The organism is Nocardia xishanensis NBRC 101358 (genome assembly GCF_001613365.1).
Taxonomy (GTDB): domain Bacteria; phylum Actinomycetota; class Actinomycetes; order Mycobacteriales; family Mycobacteriaceae; genus Nocardia; species Nocardia xishanensis.
In genome coordinates, this window is the sequence record NZ_BDCF01000005.1 from 102,401 (window position 1) to 127,087 (window position 24,687).

The window sequence follows — 24,687 nt, forward strand, 5'->3', positions numbered from 1 at the left end:
AACTCGGTGTGGGCTACGGCGTGTCGTGGACCCGGCCGGATTTCCGGTCGGGATTCTTCGGTGTTTCGATGCCGAGCCGGAGCACGGCGTCGAAGCCCGAGGCGAGGCAGTCGGTCAGGTTCACGAGGTCGGGGACGGCGGCCTCGTCCGCGTTGATGCCGAGGCAGCAGCGGCCGGCGTGGGTGGTCAGCGTGATGTTGAACGATGCGCCGAGGGTGGGGCTGAAGGCGTAGACCCGGTCGATCCGCGCACCGGCGAGGTACAGCGGCACAGGGGAACCCGGTACGTTCGAGGCGACGAAGTCGACGTGCTCCAGCATGTCGGCGATCAGCCGGATCGGGACGCGATTCAGGACGGCCGCGACAGCGCCGGAGAACGGAATCGCGCGTTCGTGGCGTTGGGCCTCGACGGCGGTATCGACGGCGCGCATCATCTCCGCCGGCTCGGCGATGTCGACCGGCAGCACGAAGCGAGTCAGCGTGATTCGATTGCCGCCGAGTCGATCGGCTGCGGTACGCAGACTGATCGGCATGGTCACCCGCAGTTGGCGCAGCGGTGCGTCGTGGCGGTCGTGATAGGCGCGCAGGCCGAGGAGCACCGCGGTCAGAAAGGCGTCGTTCATCGTGCAGTGCGCGGCGTTCGCCACCCGGTGCAGCGGCTCGGCGGGAATATCGAAGACCGACAGGCCGCGTCCTGTGCCGCGTTCGGTCATCACCGGTGACAGGGTCGATGTGATCGGCCGGACCAGACGAGCCACCGAGGCCGCCAGCGCGGCGCCATCGCGTGCGGACCGGAGCGGGTGGAACAGACCGCGGGGTACGGCGCGCAGCGGTCCGCTGACTCGCTGCCATCGTGTTGCGCCGCTGGGCCGTTCGAGAGTCACCGATGACGACTCGGACGGGCGGCTCCGATCGGTTCCGGCGCGATCGAGGTCGCACATCTCGGCGAGGATCCGGACGCCGCTGACGCCGTCGGTGAGGCTGTGATGCACCGTGAGCACCAGCGCGGACGCGTCACTGCCCGCACCGGTCAGGAGCGTCGATCGCCAGAGCGGCCGAGCGAGATCGAACGCTGTCATCGCTTCGACGGCCGCGAATCCGAGGACCGAGTCCCATGTACATCCTGCGGCACCGCGCCGCAGGTGCCAGGACAGCTCGAATTCCGTGTCGGGAACCCAGCGGGGCGGGGCGAGACCGAACGGCACACCGACCAGTCGGCTGCGGAATTCCTTCACCGCCCGAGTGCCGCGATCGACGGCTAGGACCAGACGATCCCAATCGGGTTCCTCGTCCAGCTTCAGGACGGCGACGATGGTCGGGCGCAGGATCGGATTCTCCTGCAGGCGCCAGGTGAGCAGGTCCGTCTGTGAGAGGTGGGAATCGCGGGCTCTCGGCATCGTCGTCTCCGGAACAGCCGTGTCGCTGGGGCGAGCGTCGCCGTCCTGCGACGGCAGCTCAGTGCTGCCGCGCAGTGGAAACCAAGCCCTCGGCCAGCAGGATCCGGTGCGCCTCCTGTGCGGCCGAGGCCATGCGATTCGTGTCGCCGGTGTCGATCGGCAGTTGCTCCAACCCGCGGGCGAGCGCGGCGACCGCGTCGCCGAGCGCGCGGACTCGATCCCGCAGGAGCATCGACTGATCGGCGACCGCGCGCTGCCTCGTGCGGTGCCCGGACGAGAGGGCACTCGCGTCGACGCCGGCGCGGCAGAGGATGTCGTAGAGGTGCGCGGGCAGCACCGCGAATACGCGGTTCAGCTGGCCAGGGGAGAATCGGTCGGACAACACTGCCGTGATCGCCCCTGCGACCTGGGGAACCTCGTGCCTGCCGATTCCCGCGGCCCTGGCGAACTGTTCGATGAATTCGGCATGACCATGGTGCACAGGTACGTGACTTGGCACCCATCCCTCGTAGTAGACGCCGCGGAGCAATTCGGGGAGCTGCGCGGTGAGATGAGCGGAGTTGGCCATGCCGATTCGGTCACGGACGACGTGCATCCACGCCCGCAGCGCGCGGTAGGCGAAGGCCAGGTCGTCGGTGTCGAGACCGGCGGCAACGGCGCGCAGCCATTCGTGCGCGGTATGCACGGTAGCGGCGAACGGATCGTCGGTATGCGGCATGGCGGCTTCCTTCCGATATTTCACCCAGTGCGACACGGGATACGGTTCAGCCTGCGCCGATCACGGCGCGGTCCCAAGGGCCCAAGGTTTCCGGACGGTGGGTCGATGGTCCCGTCCGTGTCCTCGAGCGACACACCGGCATGCCGCCGGAGACGAACCCGGCGCGCGAGGTCTGTACTTCAGACCTCTTCGGTGACCGGCAAGTGAGGCGCGCAGACAGCCTCGACGAATTCGCCCACCGTGTTCTGGGGCAGATGACGAGCCAGGTCGGCCTCCGTGATGATGCCCGCGAGCACGCCCTCGTCGACAACCGGCAGCCGCCGGATCTGGTGCTGCTCCATCAAGGCGAGGACATCGTCGAGGTCGGCGCCGACATCGACGGTATAGAGCTGGTCGGCGCCTTGCGCCAATTCCCCCGCCATGGTGGTCTTCGGGTTGGCCCCTGTTCCGAGCACCTTCACGACGATGTCGCGATCGGTCACGATGCCGACCGGATGACCTTCGCCGTCACAGATGGGCAGCGCGCCGACGTCGAGTTGTCGCATGCGCTGGGCGGCGGCCGCCATGGAGTCGCGAATGCCGATGCACTGAACTTGGGAACGCATGATGCTCTGCGCGGTTGTCATGTCGAATCTCCTTCCTGACGTGACCCTGTTCGCTCATCATTCGACGCCGCCGAAGATGCCGACAGGGCAGAAGGTCATCGGGCATCGGTCCATTCGGCGGCAGCATCCTCGTGAAATCGGCGTGGATGGCGTCATTCCGTCGGTCGAGACCGCCGGATCTGCCGGGTACGAACCGCGGTGCCGAGCTGGTCGACGATATCTCGCTCGAATACCCGGGTTCCTGGCAGCATGACGGTGGCGGCCGCGGCTGCCACGCCGTACTCGCAGGCGCGCAAGCACGAGTCGCCGACTGCCAATCGCGACGTCAGCGCCGCGACCAGACTGTCGCCCGCGCACGCGTCGCTCCGCACTGGGTCCGACAACGGCGGTGCGGATATCTCGTGGTGGAACTCTCGATTGGAATACACCGCGCCGAGAGCGCCGACTGTGGTGACCACGTTGTCGGTCGCTCCCGTGTCGAGGACGGACTGATTGGCGGCGCGGGCGTCGGCGAAGTCCTCGATCGCTCGCCCGATCAGCGCGCCCGCCTCCGTCCGGTCGAGGCGAATCAGAAAAGCCTTCTCCTGCAACGCTTTTCGTAGCTGATTTCCCGCGATGTCGAGTACGGTCGTGATCCCGTCGGCGTGGGCCGAGCGAACGATGTCGGCTGAGAAGTCATCGCGCAACCCCGGGGTGGCGCTGCCGGTCAGTACGAGATACGGGAAGTCGCGGGCCGCGGACACGATCGCCGCCAAGCATCGTGCCGCTTCCGCCTCGGAGAGGCGAGGCCCCGGCGGTACCACGTGGTAACTGTGCCCAGACCATTCCTCGCCGATCACGACGGCTTCCCGGGTGTCGGTCTCGATGTCGATGCCGCGGTGGAGCAGGCCTTCCTCATCGAGCAACCGGTTCAGTCTGTGACCGACCTCGAGACCCGATGTGTGCAGCGACACGGCCGGAACCCCGAGCCGGGCGAGGCATCGTGCGACGTTGATCCCGCCGCCGCCGGCTTGCACCGAGCTCAGGTGCGCGCGGTTCTTGCCGCCACTGACCAACCTTTGGACGTCGAACGAGAGATCGACGGTCGGGTTGAGGGTGACCGTGAGAATTCGGGGCTGCTCAGCGGAAGACACGGCTGATCCCTTCGATTCGGATGCGGGTGGAGCGCGTCGGATCGTCCTCGGAGACACGGCCACAGCGGCTGCGCTGGATCCGGCTGCTCATGACAGGACGTCCGCTTCGACATGAGGATGGGCGCACCAGGCTTGGGAGGCGACAGCGACGGTGTCGTCGATCGGGCCGACGGTATGGAGGGCGGTGGCATCGTTCCAGGGCGCCGCCGTGGCCACCATGGCTTCCGCGATGGCAGGCGTTGCCTCGGAATCGCCGCGCGGACGCTCGCGGATTCGACCGGCCGCAAGCTCAGTAGGGCACGTGCAGTGCAGTTGGACGAGGTCGCTATGGGTCCGCTCTGCGAGCTCGGCCGCGCGGCGGCGTTCATCCGTGTCGACCCAGCTGGCGTCGAGAATCACCGAAACGCCCGAAGCGAGCAGGGTGCGGGCACGGTTCAGCAATTCGTCGTAAACGCGGGCCTTGTTCGCCGGGGAGTACCTACCCGCACCGAACTCCCCACCCTCGCCAGTCAGGATCCGCGCCGCCAGTTCGGTGCGGATCCGGTCGGTGGAGAGCACCGTCGCACCCGTGTTCGCCGCGAGTCGCCGCGCCACGGTGGATTTCCCGGTTCCGGGCAGGCCCCCGACGAGCGCGAGGCGAACGGTCCCGCGCTCGAGGTGGTCCAGGGCGATACGCAGATGACGGACGGCACGCTCACGGGCGGCGCCGTCGCCTTGGCTCAGACGGATAAGGTTCACCTTCGCCCGGACGGTGGCGCGATAGGCGATGTAGTGGGAGCGCAACGACATCGGCGCGGAGTCGCCCGTCGCCCGCACGTAGTCGTCGAGCAGGCGCACGCCGAGTTCCGGATACCCGAGAAACTCGAAATCCATGGCCAGAAAGGCGATGTCGTCGAGGCAGTCGAGGTGACGCAGCCGGTCGTCGAAGTCCAGGCAATCGAGGACACGGAAGCCGTCGGGGAGTGCGAAGATGTCCTGGGCGAGCAGATCTCCGTGTCCATCGATGATGCGCCCTTCGGCGATCCTATTGTCGAACAGCTGGATGCGGCCGTCTATGTACCGCATCGCGAGGTGGTCGATCCGATCCGGCAGGATGGGCGCGACCCGGCACGCTGGTTCCTCTCGAAGCGGGCGCAGCAGCGTCTGCCACCGGTCGCGCAACGCTCGCGCGGTGCCCGCCCGGTCGACATCGGGGCCGCGGCGTGCCAGGCGATGGAAACCGACGAGCAACTCGACCAGCGGTGTCAGCTCCTGCCCGTGCGCGGCGACGTCGGCGAGGATGTTCGACAGTCTGCGGTCCTCGGGCATGCGGCGCATGACGAGAACCGGTTCGGCGGGCCCTCCCTCCGGGTCGCTCAGGTGCGCGACGCCCAGATAGACATCGGGCGCCATCCGCCGGTTGAGCTCGAGTTCGCGAGCGCAGGCCTGTTCTCGTAGCGCTGGCGTGCCGAAATCGAGGAAGTCGGTGGTGATCGGTTTCTTCGCCTTATAGGCACGCTCGCCGCAGAGCAGGACGAGTCCGGTGTGCGTCTCGTGGACCTGCGCTCGCGCGGTGGACGTGGAGAGCAATGTCATGTCCTTTCGAGGCGGCATCGGTGGCGGGCGGAAGCTACTTCACGTGTCGTGAGCGCGCGGTGCCGATGGCGCGGACGACCGGCCGTGGCCGCCGTGATGCCTGCCGGTCACGGGCGTGAGCCAGCAGCACCGCGATCTCGGTCGTGATGCTCGACGAGATCGTCTCGATGTCGGGGGTCGTGTCGTAGTCCCCGGTGATGCCGAAGGTCAAATGGTCGAGATAGCTGAGAATCGCGATTGTCGTGCGCACCCGCATGGCGATCGGGATGCACGGCCACAATTCGATGACCTCTCGCCCGCCCAGCGTCAGGCGGTGCCGAGGGCCGGGGATGTTGGTCGCCAGCGCGACAACGCCGCGCTGGGGGAACGACACCGCCAGGCGGAAGACCTCTGCCACGAGCCCGAACGGCAGCCGCCGCGACAGTGCGAGCAGCGATTTCTCGGCGTCGGTTTCACCTCGCGATCGGTGCCTGCGGATCTGCTCGTGTGCGGCGAGCAGGCGCTCCACCGGATGGTCGACCTCGATCGGCAGATGAGCGATGACCGCGGAGACACGGTTGTCGAGTACGTGTTGGGCCTCGGTCGTTCGGGTGGAGACCGGCACCACGATGCGCAATTCGGTGGGTGTCGGGTGTTCGCCGCGGCTCAGCAGCAACCGGCGGTAGGCGGCGGCGATGGCCGCGACGGCGACATCGTTGACCGTGACATCGAATGCCGCCGCTATCTCGCGCACTTGCGGAAGCATGGTCCGCGCCACCGCGTAGCGACGCTGGCGCCCGATCGGACCGTTCAGCGACGACTCGCTCGCCGGCGCGATCGCCGCGTACAGAACCGGCGCCAGGGTGCGCACGGCTCCCACGGCGGAGCGCGGGATGGTCACGGGCGCCCGAATCGCTTCCTTCAACAGTCGCAGGAGTCCGGTGCGTGCACGTTTTCCGTTCGGCCTACGGTCTTCGCCGACTTCGGTCGCGGCGGGATCGCAGAAGCTTTCGAGCAGCGTGATCTCGGAGATACCGTCGGCCATGGTGTGGTGAGCCTTGAGGATCATCACCCAGCGGTCCTCGGTCAGCTGGTCGACCACGACCACCTCCCACAGCGGATGATCACGATCCAGCCGCTCGGTCAGCTCGGTCGCTATCAGCTCCTTCAGTTCCTCCTCGCCGCCCGGGGCCGGTAACGCGGTCCAGCGGACGTGGTGAGCCAGATCGAAATTCGGGTCGTTCTCCCACACCGGTGCTTTCAGGTCCAGCGGCGTGCGCCGGACCCGCTGCCGCAACCGTGTGTGCCGCTCCAGCCCACGATCCAGCCAGCCGCGCAGCTCGTCCTTGGCCGGGGGCGGCCCCTCGATGATCGCCACGGTTCCGATACCGAGGCTGACCCGGCGGTCGGTGTCTTCCATCTCCATGAAGCCCGTGTCCAGCGGGCCCAATTCCGTCATCGCGAACCTGTCCCGGCAGCGGTCGCACGCTGCTGCCTATGGCTGGAACTGCCACTGCTATGCAAAGAATCGTCGCGCGAACCGCACTGTGCCAGTGAGATGCCAAGGTCACCGGCACAGGTGACGTTGGGCCCATACAGCTGATCACGCGCCGACCGGGCCGTCATCCGAGGACCTTCGCCTCTGCAACCCCGATCGTCCGCGCACGATGCTGTACGCATGTCCGGTGCACTGCTGACCGACTTCTACGAACTGACCATGGCGGACAGTTACCTCCGCAGGCAGATGACCGCGCCGGCCACCTTCAGCCTGTTCGTCCGAAAACTGCCCGCCACCCGCGGGTTTCTCGTCTCGGCCGGGGTGGGCGATTGCCTCGACTGGCTGGAGCGGTTCAGCTTCACACCCGCTGACTTGGACTATCTCGCCAGTGTCGGTTTCGGCCGGGACAGCCTCGAGTCGTTCGCCTCGCTCCGCTTCGGCGGCGAGGTGTGGGCGGTGCCAGAGGGGCGGATGGTCTTCGCGGGTGAACCCATTCTCGAGGTGACAGCTCCGATCGCCCAGGCACAACTGGTCGAGACCTACCTGCTCAATCAGGTAAGTGTGCAGACAACCCTCGCCACCAAGGTGGCGCGCTGCCGCATCGCGGCGGCGGACCGGATCGACCTGGTGGATTTCGCCTTTCGTCGCACCCAAGGCAAAGAAGCCGGGCTGATCGCCGCACGACTGACGGGCTTGGTGGGGTTCGCCGCGACCAGCAACGTGGAAGCCGCTCGCCGGTACGGTCTGCGTCCGGCCGGCACCATGGCCCACTCGTACATCGAGGCATTTCCGGCCGAGCTCGACGCCTTCTACGCCTTCGTCGCCGATCACCCTGGGCGAGCAACATTCCTGGTCGACACCTACGACACGCTCGGCGGTGTCGTGCATGCCATCGAGGTCATCGATCGCCTCGGCCTCCAGAGGAGCGCGGCCATCCGGCTCGACAGCGGCGACTTGGCCGAACTGGCGATCCGCTCACGGCGAATGCTGGACAGCGCCGGCCTGCCCGAGGTCCGCATCTTCGCCTCCGGCGGGCTGGACGAGCACGACGTGGCAGCTTTCGTCGCCAAGGGGATTCCGATCGATGCGGTCGGCATCGGCACCCGCATGGGGGTCTCTGCGGACGCGCCTTACCTCGACAGCGCTTACAAACTGGTCGCCTACGACGGTCGTCCGGTTGCGAAGTTGTCCACCGGCAAAGCCACGATGCCCGGTCCGAAGCAGGTCTTCCGCGGGCCCCGCATGCACGACGTGATCGCCCGGCGTGACGAGCCGGCGCCGCACGACAGCCGCCCGCTCCTCGAACCGGTCATGCGCGCGGGCCGGCGCGTCGAGCAGGCGGACACCGTCACGGCCGGGCGTGCCCGGTTCGAAGCCGACCTCGCCGACCTGCCGGAAGAAGCGCGTGACCTGCGCTATCCGGTCGCTCCGATCGCCGCGATCACGCCGCGGCTGAGTCGGCTGACCAGCGAAGTCCAAGCCGCCGCGCGCCGTTTGGCGGGAACGGTCGAAGACCGCCCGTAGCAGGTCGGGGGCGCAGCCTGCGCGACGTAGGGCACTCGAACCGCAGCTTTCGTCGCGGTGCGCAGGCTCGCACCTTCCCTCGCTCACAGTCCAGTGGGATACGTTTCCGGAGTGACGCCGGATATCCAACGTCTACCGGGGTCGAGGGGTTCGACGGCGGTGGTGTTGTCGATGTGGACGATCGCGTCGTATCGGTCGCCGAGACGGCTGTAGAAGTAGTGGCTCCTGCGTTCAGTCCCGGGCTGGTAGATGACGCCGATGGCGCGTTCGAGGCGCGGATTGCGCAGCAGATCCCGGCATCGCTCCCCGTGCCGGTGCGAATCATGAAGGACCGGATACCTGTGTCGTGCATCAGTTCCTCGGCACTGCTGGGCAGGGACATACGTACGAGCTTGTGTTCGGCGGGGCCGTCCCATTCGCTCGCTGCCGTGACGGTCCCGTGGCAGGTGGTGAATCCGATGATGCGGCAGCTGTTATGGTGCCGTTCGCGGACCAGCTGCCCGAGCGAGAGCTGGCCCTCGGCGGCGAGTTCGGTGGCGCGGGCGTCTCCGACGTGGGAGTTGTGCGCCCACACCACGAGTCGTGCCGGCGACCCGGGACGGTCGAGATGATCGGCGAGAGCGTCGAGGGTCGCGGCCATGTGCTCGTCTCGCAGATTCCACGAGGAGACGCGGTCTCCGAACATGGCGCGGTAGTACGCCTCCGCGTCGCGGACCGTCCATGCGTTGCGCAGAGCGTCGAAGTGCGCTTCGCCATCGTTCACATCGATGTGGTCGGCGGCGCTGCGCTGAAGGTCGACGAGTTGGCGCACGACTTCGGCCTGGCAGGACTCGCCCGCCCCGAACGCGGCGATGAAACCGTATGCCTGACCATCGTCTTCGGAGGTGCGGTCGAAACAGCTGTAGCGTCGTCGCGCGCGTCCGGCCGCGGCGGGGTCGACCGTCTCCAGGTAGGAGATCACGCGCCGCATGGAGCGGTGCATGCTGTATAGGTCCAGGCCGTAGAACCCGGTGAGCGCTCGCCCCGCGCGGCGCTGTTCGTCGTTGTGCTGACGCAGCCAGTAGACGAATTCCCGCACCACCGTGTTGCGCCACATCCATGCCGGAAACCGTTCGAAGCCGCTCAACGCGTGCGCCGCCGATTCGTCCGTCCCGAGCCCGCGGACGTAGCGGTCGACCCGGTGAGCGTCGGGCCAATCCGCCTCGGCCGCGACGCCGTCGAATCCCTTCTCGGTGATGAGCCAGCGGGTGATCGCGGCTCGCGCGGAATAGAACTCGTGGGTGCCGTGTGAGGCTTCGCCGATGAGCACGAACCTGGCGTCGCCGACGAGATCCTCCAGCGCCTCCTCGGGTGGCAAGCCTGCGGGCGCCGCGATCGCTGCCCGGCGCAGCGCCGCGACCGGGTCGGCCAGTGCGGTCGTGGCTTCGGCCGGGGAAGTCGTGAGCAGGTCCCTGACCTGTTGTCGGTGCGGGGCGCTGTACGGATCTGCGGCAGCTTCGCGATAGCGGCGGCTGCGCGGAAGTCGTCATCAGCGGGTCTTACGTCGCTTGGTGTTCCCTACCGTCGAGCCTGCTCGGGGGTGCGCCGCCGGGTGAGAGGCATCGTGCCCGCGCCGAGTGGATCATGGTCACCGCATCGGAGTGATGGTCGGCGCGGGCCGGCACCGCGCGACGATCGTGGCCAGAGGACCCGGCGATCGGTGACCTTCGGCCGTCACATATGCCCTCGGTACGCACGATGCTGAATTTCGAAGGAACCGGGCGCAGCCGAAAGGTGTTGATCGTCATGGCCGAACTCACAGGCAGAAGCGCCGTCGTCACCGGCGGGGCGCGCGGAATCGGCGCCGCTGTCGTAGCCGCCCTGGCCAAGGAGCGACTCTCGGTCGTCGCAGGCGATCTGCTCGACTCCCAGGGCAGGGCGCTGGCGGAATCACTGGGCCCGAATGTGATCTTCCGCCGCTTGGACGTGACCGACGAGGCGGGCTGGTGTGCGGTCCTGGATGACGCCGAGGCGGAGTTCGGTCCGCTGGCGGTACTGATCAACAATGCCGGAATCGCCGACTTCGGCACTGTCGAGTCCGAGCCTCCCGCTATGTTCCGTCATGTCATCGATGTCAACCTCTACGGCGCCTGGCTTGGCATGCACCTGGCCGCGCCGCGGTTGCGGGCCGCGGGCGGCGGGGTCATCGTCAACGTCTCGTCCGCCGCCGGGCTGATCGGCTACGCGGGCGTCGGCGCCTACGTCGCGAGCAAGTGGGGTTTGCGAGGCCTGACCAAAGCCGCCGCCCTGGAGCTGGGACGCGCGAACATCCGCGTCTGTTCGATACATCCCGGCCCGATCCGCACGCCGATGACCTCGGCGATGGACGAATCCGTAGTCGCGAACCAGCCGCTGGCACGCTTCGGCCAACCGGAGGAGGTCGCCGCGATGGTGCGCTTCCTGGTCACCGAGGCCACCTTCTCGACCGGCTCGGAGTTCGTGCTCGACGGTGGCGCCACCGCCGGTCAGGTACTCGACCTGCCGGACGAATCCCGATGAGAGGTAAGCGATGACGAGAACACATCCCGATCAGGAGACGCTTCGAGCCGCGTTGGCTTTGGCATCGCGGGCGCCGTCGGTGCACAACACCCAGCCGTGGCTGTGGCGAGTCGGGCACGAGACCGTGCACCTGTACGCGGACGACAGCCGGAGGCTGCCGCACACCGACCCGGATGGACGCGACCTGCTGCTGAGTTGCGGTGCGGCGTTGCATCATCTGCGAGTGGCGGCCCGCGCGGAGGGGTGGGAGACGACGATCCATCGGCTGCCGAATCCGGCCGCGCCCGAGCATCTCGCGTCGGTGGAATTCCGTCCCACCACATGCGGCTCCGAAGATGTCGAGCTGGCGCGCGCCATCAGCAAGCGAAGCACCGATCGTCGTCGCTACAGCTCCTGGGAGGTGCCGGCCGCGCACATCGAGGCCATCATCGCCGCGGGAGCTGAGACCGGCGTGCTCGTGCGCGATGTCGAGGCCGAACCCGCGCGGACCCAGTTGCTGCGAGCGTTCGAACAGGCGGCATCGCAACACGCGCGCGATGTCTCCTACGGTGCCGAACTCGCGCAGTGGAGCGGCAGGCACGTGTCACCGCAAGGTGTGCCGGCGCGGAATGTGGTGGCGACCGGCTCGGATCCGGCGGTGCGCCGGTTCTCGAGTCCAGGATTGGCGCAGGCTGTGGTGCGCGATATCGACGCCGCCGACCGGATGCTGCTGCTGAGCACGAGCAGCGACGACCGGATGTCCCAGTTGCGAGCCGGTGAGGCCGCAAGCGCGGTGCTGCTGACCGCCACGAGACTTGGGCTGGCGACGTGTCCGCTGACCGAGCCGATGGAGTTGCCCGACACCAGGAAACGCATTCGCGCCGACGTTCTGGACGACACCGGATTTCCGCAGATCGTCGTCCGGCTCGGTTGGGCGGTGACGAGTGCCGATCCGGTCCCGTCCACGCTGCGCCGCCCGCTCGACGAGGTGGTGCGTCCGCTGGATTCGCCTGGTTCGTGACGGGCGTGCCGCGCATCGGACCGGAGGACAATGCGATGACCGAGAGCTCGACCGCGCACACCGGACCGAGCGACCAACCGATCGTGGTCGCCGTCGACGGTTCGGCCACCTCGTATCACGCGGCGGCGTGGGCGGCCGCCGATGCCGCACTGCATCGGTGCACGCTGCACATCGTCACCTCGGTCGCTGTCCGGCACGGACACGGCGCGATGCCGACCGATACCCATGTGGAGTGGCTGCGCAAGGATGGGGAACGGGTGCTCACCGAGGCCGCGCGCGTGGCCAGGACGACGGCGCCGGGTGAAGCGCTGACGATCGGTACCGAACTGACTCTCGAGCCGATCATCCCGGATCTGATCGAGAGATCCAGACGCGTCAGAACACTGGTTGTCGGCAGTCGCGGGCTCGGGGCGTTCCGGCGTGAGTTGCTCGGCTCGGTGAGCACGGCGGTGACCCGGCACGCGCACTGTCCGGTCGCGATCGTGCGCTCGACTTCGGCGACCGACGCCTTCTCCTCGGGCAAACCGGTCTTGGTCGGCGTGGACGGGACTGCGAACAGCGTCCCCGCCATCGAATTCGCCTTCGACGAGGCGTCGCGACGCGAGGTCGGCCTGATCGCGCTGCACGCGTGGAGTGATTCGAGCGGGATCGACCTCGTCCCGGGCTGGGACGCCGTGCGGGAACGAGAAGACGCGTTGCTCGCGGAGAATCTGGCCGGATTCGGCGAACGCTACCCGGATGTGCCGGTGCGGCGTGTGCTGGTCCGCGACCAGCCGGTTCGGTCCCTGGTCGATCAGTCGGAGGATGCCCAGCTGGTCGTGGTGGGCAGCCACGGCCGTGGCGGGTTCACCGGCATGTTGCTCGGTTCGACCAGCGTCGCCTTGCTCCATGCGGTGGAGTGCCCGGTCATCGTCGTGCGTGAGCGATGAGAACCGGGGGTGAGCCTCGTCAGTAGGCATCCCCCCGTGCGGACAGCGCCTGTTCGAGCAGAACTCGCCGCTCGGCGGCGGCGATCGCCCGGCGTGCCGCGGGCACGGCGTCCGGTGTCACCGAGATCGAGGTGATGCCCATCCGCACCAAGTACTCCGCGAACTCGGGCCGCGTCGAAGGCGCCTGGCCGCAAAGCGACGACGTGATCCGCAGCCGCCGAGCTGTCTCGACGATCTTCCCGATCGCGTCGAGCACGGCGGGGTCGGATTCGTCGAACAGATCGGCGCACGTAGCGGAGTCGCGGTCGACGCCGAGCATCAGCTGGGTGAGGTCGTTGCTGCCGATCGAGACGCCGTCGACGCCCATGCCTACGTATTCGGGCAGCCAGTGCACGACGGAGGGCACCTCCGCCATCACCCAGCGGTGCAGTCCGCGCTGGCCGCCCAGCGGGCTCTGGTCGACCAAGTCGAGGCACGCCTCGAGCTCCCACCGGGTACGCACGAACGGAATCATCAGGTGCAGGTTCGGAGTACGTTCCCGGACTCGGGCCAGCGCGGTGAGCTCCAAGGCGAACACGTCGGGCTCGCGGATGTAGCGGTAGCAGCCGCGGTAGCCGATCATCGGATTGCGTTCGTCCGGTTCGTAGTCGCTTCCGCCGACGAGGTCACGGAATTCGTTGCTGCGCAGGTCGGTCGCTCGATAGACCACCGGCCGCGGGGCGAATGCCGTCGTGATTCGCTGCACGGACTGGGACAGACGTTCGATGAAAAGGTCCTGCTCGCCGTGGGCGATCAGATCCCGTGGATGGCGTCCGTCGAGCGCCTGCGTGATCAGCGTTTCCGCGCGCAGCAGACCGACGCCGTCCACGTCGGTGCCCGCGAGACGTTCGGCGACCTCGGGTAGCGCGAGATTGAGGTAGATACGGGTCGCGGTCGGTTCCGCCGCGGCGATCGGCGCCGCGGGCCGTGGCACGGCTTGCACCGCTTCCGATCGGCCCGCGCGGATCTGGCCTGCGGAGCCGTCGACGGTCACGACGACGCCGTCGGTGAGCGTGGTGGTGGCCGTACGGGTGCCTACCACGCACGGCACGCCGAGTTCGCGCGCGACGATCGCGGCATGGCACGTCATCCCGCCGCTGTCGGTGACCAGGGCCGACGCTCGTGAGATGGTGGGCAGCCAGTCGGGATTGGTCATGGTCGCGACGAGTACTTCACCGACCCGAAGTGCCGAGCCCTCCGCCGGCGAATGCAGGATGCGCGCGGCGCCGCTGGCTTGGCCCGGTGCCGCCGCGAGACCCTGGAGCAGAACCTGAGCCGGTGTCCGTTCAGCGACCGGATGTTCCGCATCCGCGCGGTCGGCCAGTGTGGTGATGGGCCGTGCCTGCACCAGCCACAGCCGCTCGTCGTCGAATGCCCACTCGACGTCCTGCGGCCTGCCGCCGTGCAGCTGTTCTACCTGCAAGGCTGTGCGGGCCACGGACACCGCCTCGTCCTCGCTGAGCACCTGGGCCGCGGCCTCGTCCTCGCCCAGCTGGACGCGCTGGTCGCCGGTGGGTCCCGGCACGATGGCGAACCCTTGATGGCCGGTGCGAGCGGAGATCAGCGTGGGCCCTTCTGGGTCCAGCGTGTAGGTGTCGGGTTCGGTCGATCCGGACACCACGACCTCGCCTTGGCCGCGCGCCGCCTCGATCACCACGCGATCCAGGCGGCCGGTCGCCGGGTCGGCGGTGAAGGCGACGCCAGACCTGCGTGCCGCGACCATACGCTGCACGACCACCGCGATATCAGGACGTTCGTGCATCTCGCGGCGAGCGCGGTAGGTGAGCACTCGGGGAGTGAAGAGGGACGCCCAGCAGTCGACGACGGCGTCCATCAGCCGATCGTCGCCGCGAACATTGGTCCGCGAGAGGTTCATTCCCGCGAAGGAGGCGGTCGCACTGTCTTCGCCGACCGCCGACGAGCGCACCGCGACGGGCGCTGAATCGCCCAGCCGGTGGTAGGCGGCCAGTACGGCGGCGTGCACTCCCGCCGCCATCGGCGACTGGTGGACGAGCTCGCGCATCCGGGCGCACAGTTCGTCCAGTCGCGCGCCGTCCGAGCGAGCGCTCTGCGCCGCGGCCTCCAGCGCCTCGGCATGCAGAGTGTCGAGTTCGGCGCCGTGCGGACCGTGGATGATCACCTCCTCGTAACACGATTTGAGGATCACGTACCCGGGCGGCACCGGAAGTCGTCCCGCCACCAGCTCACCGAGATTCGCTCCCTTCCCGCCGGCGCGGTCCGCATCCGTCAGCCGCAGGTCGGCCAGGTCGGCCACGTAGTCGCCCATAACTGCTCCGATCGGTCGCATGTCGAACGTCGCGTGTGTAGTCAGCCTCGCTCTGCGCGGTGTCCGTTCACCACGGCCGAAGGTCCCATCGTTCGGCCCGTTCGGCCCCCGGCCGCCGCTCCACCGGTCCCGACCCAGCCGCGCGGTCGAGCGCGGGCGCCATCGCCCCAGCGAATCCGATCGGTAGCGTCACGGTGTGTCTCCCTGCGGGGTGGCGGACGGGTGCCCGGTCAGGTGCCTGCCGCGCGGCGGCAAACCGAGCGCGGAGCGATCACAGGCGAGGACCAGGTCGGTCGAGGTGATCAGCCCGGTGAGCCTGCCGTCGGCGCCGACGACGGCGACCGCGTCCAGATTGGGACGAAGTACCACACGGGACGCGACGTCGATCAACGGTTCGTCCTCCCGGGCCAGAGCGCCTGCGGGCAGCGCCCGTGCGGCACTGCCCACCGTCGTGGTAGCGCGTGCCGGTGCGGTCACCGCCGCCAGATCCGACCATGCCACCACCGCGACCGGGTGACCTGTGTCGTCGACGACGGGAAACACCCGATGCCCGCTGTCCGCCGCGTCCGAGCGCAGCAGTGCGGCGATCGGCCAGACCGCAGGGATCGCCATCGGGCGCGCGGTCATCACGTCGCGAACCACGCTGTGGCCCAGTCGGTGTCGCAATCCGGCGACGGTGAGTTCGGCGTGCGCCGCCGACTGCAGGAACCAGCCGAGCAGCATCAGCCACAGTCCACCCAGATGCCCGAGCAGGATCAGTTCGGCGATACCGATCAGCAGCAGAAGCGTGCCGAGAAACTGCCCGCTGCGTGCGGCCGAAGTCGCCGCGCGCAACCGGTCACCGGTGCGCCGCCAGATCACCGCGCGCAGCACGCGGCCACCGTCGAGGGGTGCGCCGGGCAGGAGATTGAACAGCCCCAAGACCGTGTTCATCACGGCCAGCCACGCCAGGACCGCGGTGATCGGCCCGTCCGGATCCACCGCCGCGACGGCGGCGCCGGCGAAGAACGCCACGGCGGCGATTCCGAGACTGGTCAGTGGACCGGCCAATGCGATGCGCAGGTCGGCCCGCGCATCCCGCGTCTCCTCGGTCAATTCGGAAACACCACCCAGCAGCCACAACACGATCGCCTCGACCTGAACCCCGTTACGCCGGGCGACGATCGAATGGGCCAGTTCATGAGCGAGCAGCGCCGCGCAGAGCGCGACGGCGCCGGTGACGGCCGTCGCCCACACCACCACGGTGGATGCGGTGCCGGTCAGATAGGAGGCAAGGACCCAGGCAAACAGTCCGACGGTGACCAGCACCGACCAGTGCGCGCCGAGACGGATGCCCGCGATCCGGCCGAGCGGAAAGGTTTGACGCATCATCGTGTGTGTGGCGGGTCAGCTGCCGGGATCCCGGATCCGGTCAGCCCCTCGGCGAGCAGAATTCGATGGGCCTCCTGCGCGGCCGACACGCGTGCGGCGCCGGGCGACGCACCTCCGAGCGGATTCTCCAGTCCGCGCACGAGGACGGCAACGGCCTCGGACAGAGCGTGCAGCCGAATGTCGATTTCGTCGAAGCGGGAGGGATCTTTCCGCCCGGCGAGACTCGCCGTCAACGTACCGGCGAATTCGGCGCCGACCAGAATGCGCCGCAGATCCTCTGGCAGCAGGGCGAAGACGTGTTCGAGCTGGCCGGGGGAGAACAAGCCGTTGAGCGTGTCGGTCACCGACCCTGCCAGTGCCACCGCCTCGTCGCTCGTGACGCCTGCTTCGTGAGCGAATTGATCGAGGAAGGAGGAGACGTCGTGGGAAACGGGGACATGAGCGGGTACCCAGTCCTCGAAGTAGATTCCGCGCAGCATTTCGGGCAATTGCGCGCTCAGATGTGCGCTCGCGTTGACACCGATGCGGTCACGGACGGTGTGTAGCCAGGCGCGCAGAACGCGGTGTGCGAACGCCCGGTCGTTGGTGGCGAGGCCGTCGGCGACGGCGCGCAGCCACTCGTGGGCGGTGTGGATCGCGGGCGCGAGTGGGTCGCGGTGGTAGCTCATGGGCTGCGGCCTTTCACGGATGGATCGTGGTGGAACGCGCTGGTGGCAGCCGCAGACTGTGGGCGATGGTGTCGGTCCACGAGCGGATCTCCGCCCAGTTACGCAGATCCCCGTACTGACCATTGCCGAGTAGCCGGTAGAGGGTCCGGGTCCGCAGCGAAATGCCGTCGCGGTCGTAGCGGCCGGCGAATGCCCGGTAGTCGTGCGCGGCGATCGAATCGCGTAGCGCGGCGATCTTTCTCGGAACGATCCGGGCGAGCCGGCGGCCGACCGGGCCGCGCAGCGCCGGGACGAGTCCGACACTGAACAACCACACGTCTCGGTTCGTCAGCTCGTCGCGATGGGCGTGCACGTAGCCGTCGACGGCGGGGAGGAGTTTCATGTTGTGCACCGCGCTGCCGAGCACGAGGGTGTCGAAGCGGGACAGGTCGGGCGCATGGTCGATGTCGGCGAGCTCGACGACCGCGTCGCGCCCGGACAGTTCGGTGCCGATGAATTCGGCGATGTCGCGGGTGGATCCCTGTTCGGTCGCGTAGACGACCGCGATGCGGTGTTTGTCCTTGTCCTTGTCCTTGTCCATGCCCAAGAGCCTTCTAGCATCGGTCCAGCTCGGTGAGAGGATTCGTGCCCGGGCCGACGGGACCATGGTCACCGCCGAGGCCGACGGGGACGTTCGCCGAGGCGTGAACGTTGTGGGCACGGCTCAGGCGTGGTCCCCACGGCGGCGTAGCAGCCAGCGCCGGAGTTCGTCGGCGCCCCACACGATGAACGGATACGGCAGGGTGAACGCGAGCATGGCGGGCGTCAGGGCGGCCGTCCCGAGCAGGCTCTGTATCGCCGGAACGTAGATGATCACTCCGGCGAGCGCGAGTTCGAAGGCGATCCCCCACAACAGCAAGCGATTGGACAGTACGCCGATCGAGCGCAGCGAGGCACGATCCGTACGCGCGGCGAACGCGGTGCCGATCTGGCCCGCGACCATGCCGAAGAAGGTCATCGTGGTCGCCTGCTGATAGGTGTGGTGCAGCGGCGTGCCCGGTCCGGTGGGGTCACCGAGATGCCAGCCGCCTCGGAGCAGGACGAAGAAGAAGCCCGCCATGGCGAGGATCGCCGCGATCACGCCGAGGAAAAGCCACGCGCGCAACAGCATCGGCGTGCGGATCACCGACTCGCTGCGTTTACGCGGCGGCCTGCGCATCAGGCCGGGCTCGGCCGCTTCCCGCCCGAGCGCCAGCGCGGGCAGCGTCTCGGTGCCGACGTCGAAGGCCAGCAGCTGCATCACAGTCAGTGGCAGCGGGACCGCTCCGCCGGAGAGCGCGAACACCAACAGCGGCGTCACTTCGGGAGTGGTGTGCGCGAAGATGTAGCAAATGAACTTCCGAATGTTGTCGTAGACCCGCCGCCCGGCCTGGATGGCCGCGGTGATGGTGGCGAAGTTGTCGTCGACGAGCACCATGGTGGCGGCCTCGCGCGCCACGTCGGTGCCCGAACGGCCCATCGCCACGCCGATATCCGCGCGTCGGAGCGCGGGCGCGTCGTTGACGCCGTCACCGGTCATGGCGACGACGTGTCCGGCGGCGCGCAGTGCGTCGGCGATGCGCAGTTTGGCCTCGGGCGAGGAGCGAGCGAAGACCAGTTCGGTGGGCCCCGCCAGTAACTCGTCGAGATCGGCCTCGCTCATCCGATCGAGCTCCGCACCGGTGACCACCACCGGCTCACCGCGCGTGATGCCGATCTGGCCGGCCACCGCCGCCGCGGTCAGCCCGTGATCGCCGGTGATGACGATGATGCGGATACCCGCGCCGTGGCACAGCCGTACGGCCTCGGCGACCTCGGCCCGCGGTGGGTCCTCCATGGCTATCAGGCCGAGCAGGACCAGATCTCTTTCGGCCTGTTCCCGATTCCGCGGCGCCGTGCGGCCGTCGAGGTCGCGCTCGGCGACGGCCAGCATCCGCAGACCCTGCTCGGCGCGGGCATCGACGAGCTCGGCGACCTGCGCCCGGCGGCGCGGACTCAGCGGTCGAATACCGCCGTCGGAGCCGAATTCGGCGGTGCACAGCGGCAGCAGCGACTCCGGGGCTCCTTTGGCGTGTACGCGCAGCCGACCGGTCTCGTCCGCGTCGACCGTCGACATTCGTTTGCGCACCGGGTCGAAGTGGAACAGGCGCTGCCGGAAGCGTTCCCGCTCATCGGTGCCGACCTGCTGCCCGAGAGCCGAGGCGGCGACCAGCAAAGCCAGCTCGGTGGGATCGCCGACGGCGGGTCCGGCGTCGGCGAGACGAGCGTTGTTGCATGCGGCCATCGCTGCGGCCACACGGGCCAGGGTGGGATCGTCCTTCGTGGACGCGGCTCCGGGATCGTGGGCTCCGGTCGCGGTGTCGATCGCGACGACACGCATGCGGTTCTCGGTGAGGGTGCCGGTCTTGTCGGTGCAGATCACATCGGTGGAGCCGAGGGTCTCCACGGCGCTCAGACGTTTGACCACCGCGCCGCGGCGCGCGAGTTCACGCACGCCGATCGCCAGCGCCAGGGTGATCACCGGCAGCAGACCTTCCGGGACGTTGCTGACCAGCAGCGCCACCGCGAAGATCACCGCGTTGAGCGGGGATAGTCCGGCGCCGAGCATCGCGAGCGGGATGAACGCGGCGGCGAGCAGGACCGAGATCAACGCGATCAACCAGGCCACCCGGCGCACTTGATGTTCGAGCGGGCTCTCGTCGCGCTCGACGCGTTCGGACAGAGCCGCGATGCGGCCGAGCTCGGTGTGCATGCCGGTGGCGAAGACGATCGCACGGGCCTCGCCCTCGGTGCAGGAGGTGCCGCTGAAGACCAGTTCGCGCGCCTGTGCCAGCGGCACTCCCACGTCGACGGCGTCGGCGCTGCGGTAGACCGGCATCGATTCGCCGGTCAATTCCGAGAGATCCACCTCGATGCCGCCATCGAGCAGCCGCGCGTCCGCACAGATCCGGTCGCCCTCGGCGATGACGAGGACGTCCCCCGGCACGACGCCGGTCGCCTCGATATCGGTGATCGCCCCGTCGCGCACGACGCTCGCCCGCATGGGCAGGTAGGCGGCCAGCGCCTCCACCGCCTGCTCGGCGTGCCTTTCCTGGGCGAACGCGAACGCCGCGTTGATCATGATGACGACCACGATCGCGACGGCGACCGGGACGATGCCGACCGCTCCCGCGAGACCGGCGGCCGCCCACAGCAACAGCGCGAGAGGATGGGTGAACTGGCGCACCAGGTCCCTCGGCCAGGTCCGGTGGCCCCGTCGGCGCAACATGTTCGGTCCGTGATGGATCAGCCGCCGTTCGGCCTCACGAGTGGTGAGCCCGCTGCGGCTGCCGCGCAGGTCGCGCAGCAGCAGATCGATCCGCTCGGTGGGATCGATCCGCAGACCGGGTTCGGCCTCGACCAGGTCGGTCACGGTGCCGCCGCCTCCTCGGGTGCTCGTGCCACGAGCGTGCGCCCTGCCGTGCTCGCCGTACAGGGGCGAAGGTCCCGTTCTGGTGGGCACTACCGCCGGGCGCAACGGGCGGAAACGACGGAGGTCACCGGCAGCCAAGGTCTTTACGCCCTGCCGGAGCAGGCCGAGGCTGTCGTTGACTTGAGCACGGAGGCCGAAATGAAGACTTTGAGCCACGACCCATCGAACTACGAGCGGACGCAGTGGGATCCGATCGAGAAGTCTCCGGCGGAACACATCGACGCGAATCTGACCGACTACCGGACGTCCTACAAGGTATTCGATTGGGCTGCGGCGCGATCCTCGCTTGCCGGGCTACCCGGCGGGGGAGTGAACATCGCCCATGAAGCCGTCGACCGGCACCTGGGCACCTCCGTCGCCGATGTCACGGCGCTGCGCGCACTGCGCGCGAACGGTGACCGCTCCGCCTTGACCTACGCCGACCTGGCCGCCCTGAGCAACCGTTTCGCGGGAGTGCTGCACGAGCTCGGCGTGCGCCCCGGCGAGCGAATCTGCATCCTGCTGGGCCGCACGCCCGAGCTGTATATCGCCGCGCTGGGCGGGTGGAAGGCAGGCTGTGTCGTCTCGCCGCTGTTCTCCGCGTTCGGACCGGAGCCGGTACGGCAGCGCTTGGCGATCTCCGAGGCCACGACGCTGGTCACCACGAAGGATCTTTACCGTCGCCGGGTCGCCCCGATCCGCGGTGAGCTGCCAGACCTGCGGCACGTGCTCGTGACGGACGCCGACTCCGGCGGCGAGCTCGAAGGCGGCGCTATCGACTTGGCGCTGGCGATGGTGGCCGTCGACGCCGAATTCCCGATCGTGCGAACCCAGGCCGAGGATCCGGCACTGCTGCATTTCACGAGTGGGACCACTGGAAAACCCAAAGGCGCGGTGCATGTGCACGGTGCGGTGCTCGCGCACCGGATCAGCGCACGTTACGCGCTGGATCTGCGGCAGGGCGATGTGTTCTGGTGTACGGCGGATCCCGGGTGGGTGACCGGCATGTCCTACGGGGTGATCGCGCCGCTGACCCTTGGTGCCACCGTGATCACCGACGAAGCCGACTTCGACGCCCTGCGCTGGTACGGCGTTCTCACCGCGGAGGCGGTCTCCGTGTGGTACACCGCGCCGACCGCGTTGCGCATGCTGATGCGCCGCGGCGACGAGCTGCCGCCCGGCACCGATCTGTCGCACCTGCGATTCGTCGCCAGCGTCGGTGAACCACTCAATCCCGAAGTGGTCGTGTGGGGCCGACGCGTCCTGGGCAGACCGGTCCACGACAACTGGTGGCAGACCGAGACCGGCGCCATCATGATCGCCAATTTCGCCGCCGAACAGGTGCGACCCGGTTCGATGGGACGGCCGCTGCCTGGCGTCGAAGCCACGATCCTGCGTCGCGGGCCGGACGGCCGGGCGGCGGTGGTCGGCGGCGACGTCCGGCACGCCGAAACCGGCGAGATCGGTGAGCTCGCGTTGCGGGAGGGCTGGCCGTCGATGTTCCGCGGCTACTGGGGCCAACCCGACAGATATGCGAAGGCATTCACCGCCGGGTGGTACTTGTCCGGCGATCTGGCCCGCCGCGACGCCGACGGCTACTACTGGTTCGTAGGTCGCGCGGATGACGTGATCAAGTCGGCCGGGCACCTGGTCGGACCGTTCGAGGTGGAAAGCGCGCTGATGGCGCATCCGGCGGTCGCCGAGGCGGGCGTGATCGGCAAGCCGGATCCGGTCGCGGGCGAACTGGTGAAGGCATTCGTCTTGCTGCGGCCGGCCTACGTCGCCACGGAGTCGCTCCGGGCCGAGCTTCTCGCGTTCGGCCGCAAGGCGCTCGGCGCGGTGGCGCCCAAGGAGATCACCTTCGCCGAGAGCCTGCCGCACACCCGCAGCGGCAAGGTGATGCGGCGGCTGTTGAAGGCTCGAGAGCAAGGTTTGCCCGAGGGCGATGTGTCGACTTTGGAGGCCGGGCAGTGACCGCCACCGAACTGCCAGAGCGTGTCGGCGACCGGCCGCCGCTCGTTGCCGCCGAGCGGATCGAGTTGCTGCGCCAGATGATTCGTATCCGGCGATTCGAGGAGCGCTGTGTGCAGCTCTACAGCGCCGAGAAGATCCGCGGATTTCTGCACCTGTACATCGGCGAGGAAGCTGTCGCCGCCGGGCTGCTTGGGCAGATCGGAGCCGGGGACGCGGTGGTGTCCACCTATCGTGAACACGGGCACGCGCTCGTTCGCGGTATTCCGATGGCGGCGTTGATGTCGGAGATGTTCGGCCGCGCGTCCGGATGCAGCGGCGGTCGCGGCGGCTCCATGCATCTATTCGATGCCGGACGGAGATTCTTCGGCGGCAACGCGATCGTCGGCGGCGGGCTGCCGCTTGCGGTCGGGCTGGCGCTGGCCGACGCCATGCGAAATCGGCCCGCGGTGACAGTTTGCCTGTTCGGTGACGGCGCCGCGGCCGAGGGCGAGTTCCACGAATGTTTGAACCTGGCCGCGCTGTGGCGGTTGCCGATCCTGTTCGCCTGCGAGAACAACCGCTATGCGATGGGCACGGCGCTGCACCGCGAGCACGCGGTCACCGATCTCGCGCTCCGCGCCGCCGGTTACGGTCTGGCCGCATGGCCCGTCGACGGCATGGACCCGGAGGCGGTGGCGACGGCCACCCAGCGAGCCGTGCAATCCATCCGCGGCGGAAGCGGGCCGTGCTTCCTGGAACTGCTGACCTACCGTTTTCGTGCGCACTCGCTCTACGACGCCGACCGCTATCGGGACAAGGCCGAGATCGAGCACTGGAAGAAGCGCGACCCGATCCCCGCCCTTTCCGCCGAATTGCGGGCGTCGGGAGCACTCGACGGACAGTCTCTGGCAGACCTGGAGGCCGCGGTCGACGCCGAACTCGACGACGCGATCGCCGAGGCCGAGGCGGGGCCGCTGGAAGCGGTCGCCGACTTGAGCCGTCATGTGTATGCGGAGCGACCGTGATCACCTACCGGGAGGCGATGCGCGAAGCACTGCGGGAGGCGCTGAATCGCGACGACCGCGTCTTCCTGATGGGCGAGGACGTCGGCGCCTACGGTGGTTGCTTCGGGGTGAGTCGCGGTCTGCTCGAGGAGTACGGGCCGCGCCGGATCCGGGATACACCCTTGAGCGAATCCGCGTTCGTCGGCGCGGGCATCGGTGCGGCGCTGAGCGGCATGCGGCCGATCGTCGAGATCATGACCGGCAACTTCAGCCTGCTGGCGCTGGACCAAATCCTCAACAACGCCGCGACGTTGCGGCACATGTCGGGTGGTCAGCTCGGCGTGCCCCTGGTGATCCGGATGGCGACAGGGCCGGGCCGCCAATTGGCCGCTCAGCATTCGCACAGCCTGGAAGCCTTCTACGCGCACATTCCCGGGCTTCGGGTGGTTTCTCCCGCCACGGTCGCGGATGCTCGCGGGATGCTGTGGACCGCGTTGCAGGATCCCGATCCGGTGGTGATCTTCGAGCCGATCGCGCTGTACGGCAGTGAGGGCGAGGTGGGCCCGGATGCCGATGCGGTGGACATCGACCGCGCGGTGGTCCGGCGCGCAGGCACCGACGTCACCGTGGTCACCTTCGGCGCGACGCTGCCGATCGCCGAATCGGCCGCCGAGTCGCTCGCCGCCGAAGAAGTTTCCGTGGAAGTGATCGATCTGCGCAGCTTGCGACCGCTGGACGAGACGACAGTGCTCGAGTCGGTGGCGCGCACTCACCGCTTGGTGATCGTCGACGAGTGCTGGCGCAGTGTCGGCATCGCCGCGGAAATAGCCGCTCGCGCCGCCGAACACGCCTATTACGATCTCGACGCCCCGATCGGCCGGGTGTGTACCGCCGAGGTGCCGATTCCCTACGCGAGGCAGTTGGAGGAGGCCGCTCTGCCACGGGCCGAGGCCGTCGTCGACGCGGTGCGTGAGGCGGTGAGCTGAGGTGGCCGAGTTTCG

Annotated in this window: 19 protein-coding genes and 1 pseudogene; 8 read left to right on the forward strand and 12 right to left on the reverse strand. The window is 68.4% G+C overall.

Features of this window, described 5'->3' with window-relative positions; translation table 11 throughout:
• Positions 1-13: 13 nt before the first annotated feature.
• The 5 genes from NX1_RS05845 to NX1_RS37730 form a co-directional block, all read right to left on the reverse strand.
• Positions 14-1,396 carry a wax ester/triacylglycerol synthase domain-containing protein gene (locus NX1_RS05845; RefSeq protein WP_068054960.1) on the reverse strand — a complete coding sequence of 461 codons (1,383 nt, stop codon included), beginning with the start codon at positions 1,394-1,396 and terminating at the stop codon, positions 14-16.
• A gap of 58 nt (positions 1,397-1,454) precedes the next feature.
• Positions 1,455-2,114, reverse strand: a complete 660-nt coding sequence (locus NX1_RS05850; RefSeq protein WP_068055236.1) for a DUF2267 domain-containing protein — start codon at positions 2,112-2,114, stop codon at positions 1,455-1,457.
• 179 nt (positions 2,115-2,293) lie between these two features.
• Complete coding sequence (locus NX1_RS05855; protein WP_068054963.1) at positions 2,294-2,740, reverse strand: CBS domain-containing protein; 447 nt, start codon at positions 2,738-2,740, stop codon at positions 2,294-2,296.
• A gap of 131 nt (positions 2,741-2,871) precedes the next feature.
• Complete coding sequence (locus NX1_RS05860) at positions 2,872-3,852, reverse strand: 1-phosphofructokinase family hexose kinase (RefSeq protein ID WP_245668343.1); 981 nt, start codon at positions 3,850-3,852, stop codon at positions 2,872-2,874.
• Positions 3,853-3,939: 87 nt separating this feature from the next.
• Positions 3,940-4,725: an AAA family ATPase gene (locus tag NX1_RS37730; RefSeq protein ID WP_245668344.1), complete on the reverse strand. Its 786-nt coding sequence runs from the start codon at positions 4,723-4,725 to the stop codon at positions 3,940-3,942.
• Positions 4,726-4,758: 33 nt separating this feature from the next.
• Between NX1_RS37730 and NX1_RS37735 the strand changes: the two genes are divergently transcribed.
• A complete protein-coding gene (locus NX1_RS37735; RefSeq protein ID WP_245668345.1) occupies positions 4,759-5,289 on the forward strand; it encodes a hypothetical protein in 531 nt (176 codons plus the stop codon).
• 172 nt (positions 5,290-5,461) lie between these two features.
• Here the strand turns inward: NX1_RS37735 and NX1_RS05870 are convergent, their stop codons facing one another.
• The gene (locus NX1_RS05870) at positions 5,462-6,865 is read right to left on the reverse strand and encodes a wax ester/triacylglycerol synthase family O-acyltransferase (protein ID WP_068054967.1); all 1,404 of its coding nucleotides are present in this window, start codon (positions 6,863-6,865) and stop codon (positions 5,462-5,464) included.
• Positions 6,866-7,084: 219 nt separating this feature from the next.
• On the opposite strand from NX1_RS05870, the gene NX1_RS05875 reads away from it, so the two are divergent.
• The gene (locus tag NX1_RS05875) at positions 7,085-8,428 is read left to right on the forward strand and encodes a nicotinate phosphoribosyltransferase (protein ID WP_068054969.1); all 1,344 of its coding nucleotides are present in this window, start codon (positions 7,085-7,087) and stop codon (positions 8,426-8,428) included.
• A gap of 83 nt (positions 8,429-8,511) precedes the next feature.
• Here NX1_RS05875 and NX1_RS05880 read toward each other — a convergent pair.
• Positions 8,512-9,890 (reverse strand): annotated as a pseudogene (locus NX1_RS05880) (erythromycin esterase family protein); the annotation flags it as partial.
• Between the two features lie 323 nt (positions 9,891-10,213).
• On the opposite strand from NX1_RS05880, the gene NX1_RS05885 reads away from it, so the two are divergent.
• Genes NX1_RS05885 through NX1_RS05895 form a run of 3 tightly spaced genes read left to right on the forward strand, consistent with a single transcriptional unit; the run spans position 10,214 to position 12,895 of the window.
• Positions 10,214-10,966, forward strand: a complete 753-nt coding sequence (locus NX1_RS05885) for an SDR family NAD(P)-dependent oxidoreductase (protein WP_068055242.1) — start codon at positions 10,214-10,216, stop codon at positions 10,964-10,966.
• A 10-nt stretch (positions 10,967-10,976) separates the two neighbouring features.
• Entirely contained in the window at positions 10,977-11,966 is a 990-nt protein-coding gene (locus NX1_RS05890) for an Acg family FMN-binding oxidoreductase (protein ID WP_068054974.1), read from the forward strand.
• Positions 11,967-12,001: 35 nt separating this feature from the next.
• A complete protein-coding gene (locus NX1_RS05895; protein WP_068055245.1) occupies positions 12,002-12,895 on the forward strand; it encodes a universal stress protein in 894 nt (297 codons plus the stop codon).
• Between the two features lie 19 nt (positions 12,896-12,914).
• Here NX1_RS05895 and ppsA read toward each other — a convergent pair whose 3' ends face one another.
• The 5 genes from ppsA to NX1_RS05920 all read right to left on the reverse strand — a co-directional run bounded on the left by ppsA (position 12,915) and on the right by NX1_RS05920 (position 20,690).
• Complete coding sequence (ppsA, locus tag NX1_RS05900) at positions 12,915-15,221, reverse strand: phosphoenolpyruvate synthase (RefSeq protein WP_068054976.1); 2,307 nt, start codon at positions 15,219-15,221, stop codon at positions 12,915-12,917.
• Between the two features lie 189 nt (positions 15,222-15,410).
• Positions 15,411-16,589: a site-2 protease family protein gene (locus NX1_RS05905; protein WP_245668346.1), complete on the reverse strand. Its 1,179-nt coding sequence runs from the start codon at positions 16,587-16,589 to the stop codon at positions 15,411-15,413.
• Positions 16,589-17,260, reverse strand: coding sequence for a DUF2267 domain-containing protein (locus tag NX1_RS05910; RefSeq protein WP_068054979.1), 672 nt, complete (start codon positions 17,258-17,260; stop codon positions 16,589-16,591). The genes NX1_RS05905 and NX1_RS05910 overlap by 1 nt, the downstream gene beginning before the upstream one ends.
• 13 nt (positions 17,261-17,273) lie before the next feature.
• A complete protein-coding gene (locus NX1_RS05915) occupies positions 17,274-17,840 on the reverse strand; it encodes a flavodoxin domain-containing protein (protein ID WP_068054982.1) in 567 nt (188 codons plus the stop codon).
• Between the two features lie 123 nt (positions 17,841-17,963).
• Entirely contained in the window at positions 17,964-20,690 is a 2,727-nt protein-coding gene (locus NX1_RS05920) for a cation-translocating P-type ATPase (protein ID WP_068054985.1), read from the reverse strand.
• 198 nt (positions 20,691-20,888) lie between these two features.
• Between NX1_RS05920 and acsA the strand changes: the two genes are divergently transcribed.
• The 3 genes from acsA to NX1_RS05935 are packed head-to-tail and all read left to right on the forward strand — an operon-like array spanning position 20,889 to position 24,672.
• Positions 20,889-22,703, forward strand: a complete 1,815-nt coding sequence (gene acsA, locus NX1_RS05925; RefSeq protein WP_068055251.1) for an acetate--CoA ligase — start codon at positions 20,889-20,891, stop codon at positions 22,701-22,703.
• A 59-nt stretch (positions 22,704-22,762) separates the two neighbouring features.
• Positions 22,763-23,707: a pyruvate dehydrogenase (acetyl-transferring) E1 component subunit alpha gene (gene pdhA / locus NX1_RS05930; protein ID WP_373864866.1), complete on the forward strand. Its 945-nt coding sequence runs from the start codon at positions 22,763-22,765 to the stop codon at positions 23,705-23,707.
• On the forward strand, positions 23,704-24,672 hold the full coding sequence (locus tag NX1_RS05935) for an alpha-ketoacid dehydrogenase subunit beta (protein WP_084501059.1): 969 nt from the start codon (positions 23,704-23,706) through the stop codon (positions 24,670-24,672). The genes pdhA and NX1_RS05935 overlap by 4 nt, the downstream gene beginning before the upstream one ends.
• The last annotated feature ends 15 nt before the right edge of the window (positions 24,673-24,687 follow it).

Excerpts from the sequence above, each read along its gene's own strand:
- NX1_RS05845 (WP_068054960.1), bottom strand. The coding sequence starts at position 1,396 with ATGCCGAGAGCCCGCGATTCCCACCTCTCACAGACGGACCTGCTCACC.
- NX1_RS05850 (WP_068055236.1), bottom strand. The coding sequence starts at position 2,114 with ATGCCGCATACCGACGATCCGTTCGCCGCTACCGTGCATACCGCGCAC.
- NX1_RS05855 (WP_068054963.1), bottom strand. The coding sequence starts at position 2,740 with ATGACAACCGCGCAGAGCATCATGCGTTCCCAAGTTCAGTGCATCGGC.
- NX1_RS37730 (WP_245668344.1), bottom strand. The coding sequence starts at position 4,725 with ATGGATTTCGAGTTTCTCGGGTATCCGGAACTCGGCGTGCGCCTGCTC.
- NX1_RS05870 (WP_068054967.1), bottom strand. The coding sequence starts at position 6,865 with ATGACGGAATTGGGCCCGCTGGACACGGGCTTCATGGAGATGGAAGAC.
- NX1_RS05875 (WP_068054969.1), top strand. The coding sequence starts at position 7,085 with ATGTCCGGTGCACTGCTGACCGACTTCTACGAACTGACCATGGCGGAC.
- NX1_RS05885 (WP_068055242.1), top strand. The coding sequence starts at position 10,214 with ATGGCCGAACTCACAGGCAGAAGCGCCGTCGTCACCGGCGGGGCGCGC.
- NX1_RS05890 (WP_068054974.1), top strand. The coding sequence starts at position 10,977 with ATGACGAGAACACATCCCGATCAGGAGACGCTTCGAGCCGCGTTGGCT.
- NX1_RS05895 (WP_068055245.1), top strand. The coding sequence starts at position 12,002 with ATGACCGAGAGCTCGACCGCGCACACCGGACCGAGCGACCAACCGATC.
- ppsA (WP_068054976.1), bottom strand. The coding sequence starts at position 15,221 with ATGGGCGACTACGTGGCCGACCTGGCCGACCTGCGGCTGACGGATGCG.
- NX1_RS05905 (WP_245668346.1), bottom strand. The coding sequence starts at position 16,589 with ATGCGTCAAACCTTTCCGCTCGGCCGGATCGCGGGCATCCGTCTCGGC.
- NX1_RS05910 (WP_068054979.1), bottom strand. The coding sequence starts at position 17,260 with ATGAGCTACCACCGCGACCCACTCGCGCCCGCGATCCACACCGCCCAC.
- NX1_RS05915 (WP_068054982.1), bottom strand. The coding sequence starts at position 17,840 with ATGGACAAGGACAAGGACAAGGACAAACACCGCATCGCGGTCGTCTAC.
- acsA (WP_068055251.1), top strand. The coding sequence starts at position 20,889 with ATGAAGACTTTGAGCCACGACCCATCGAACTACGAGCGGACGCAGTGG.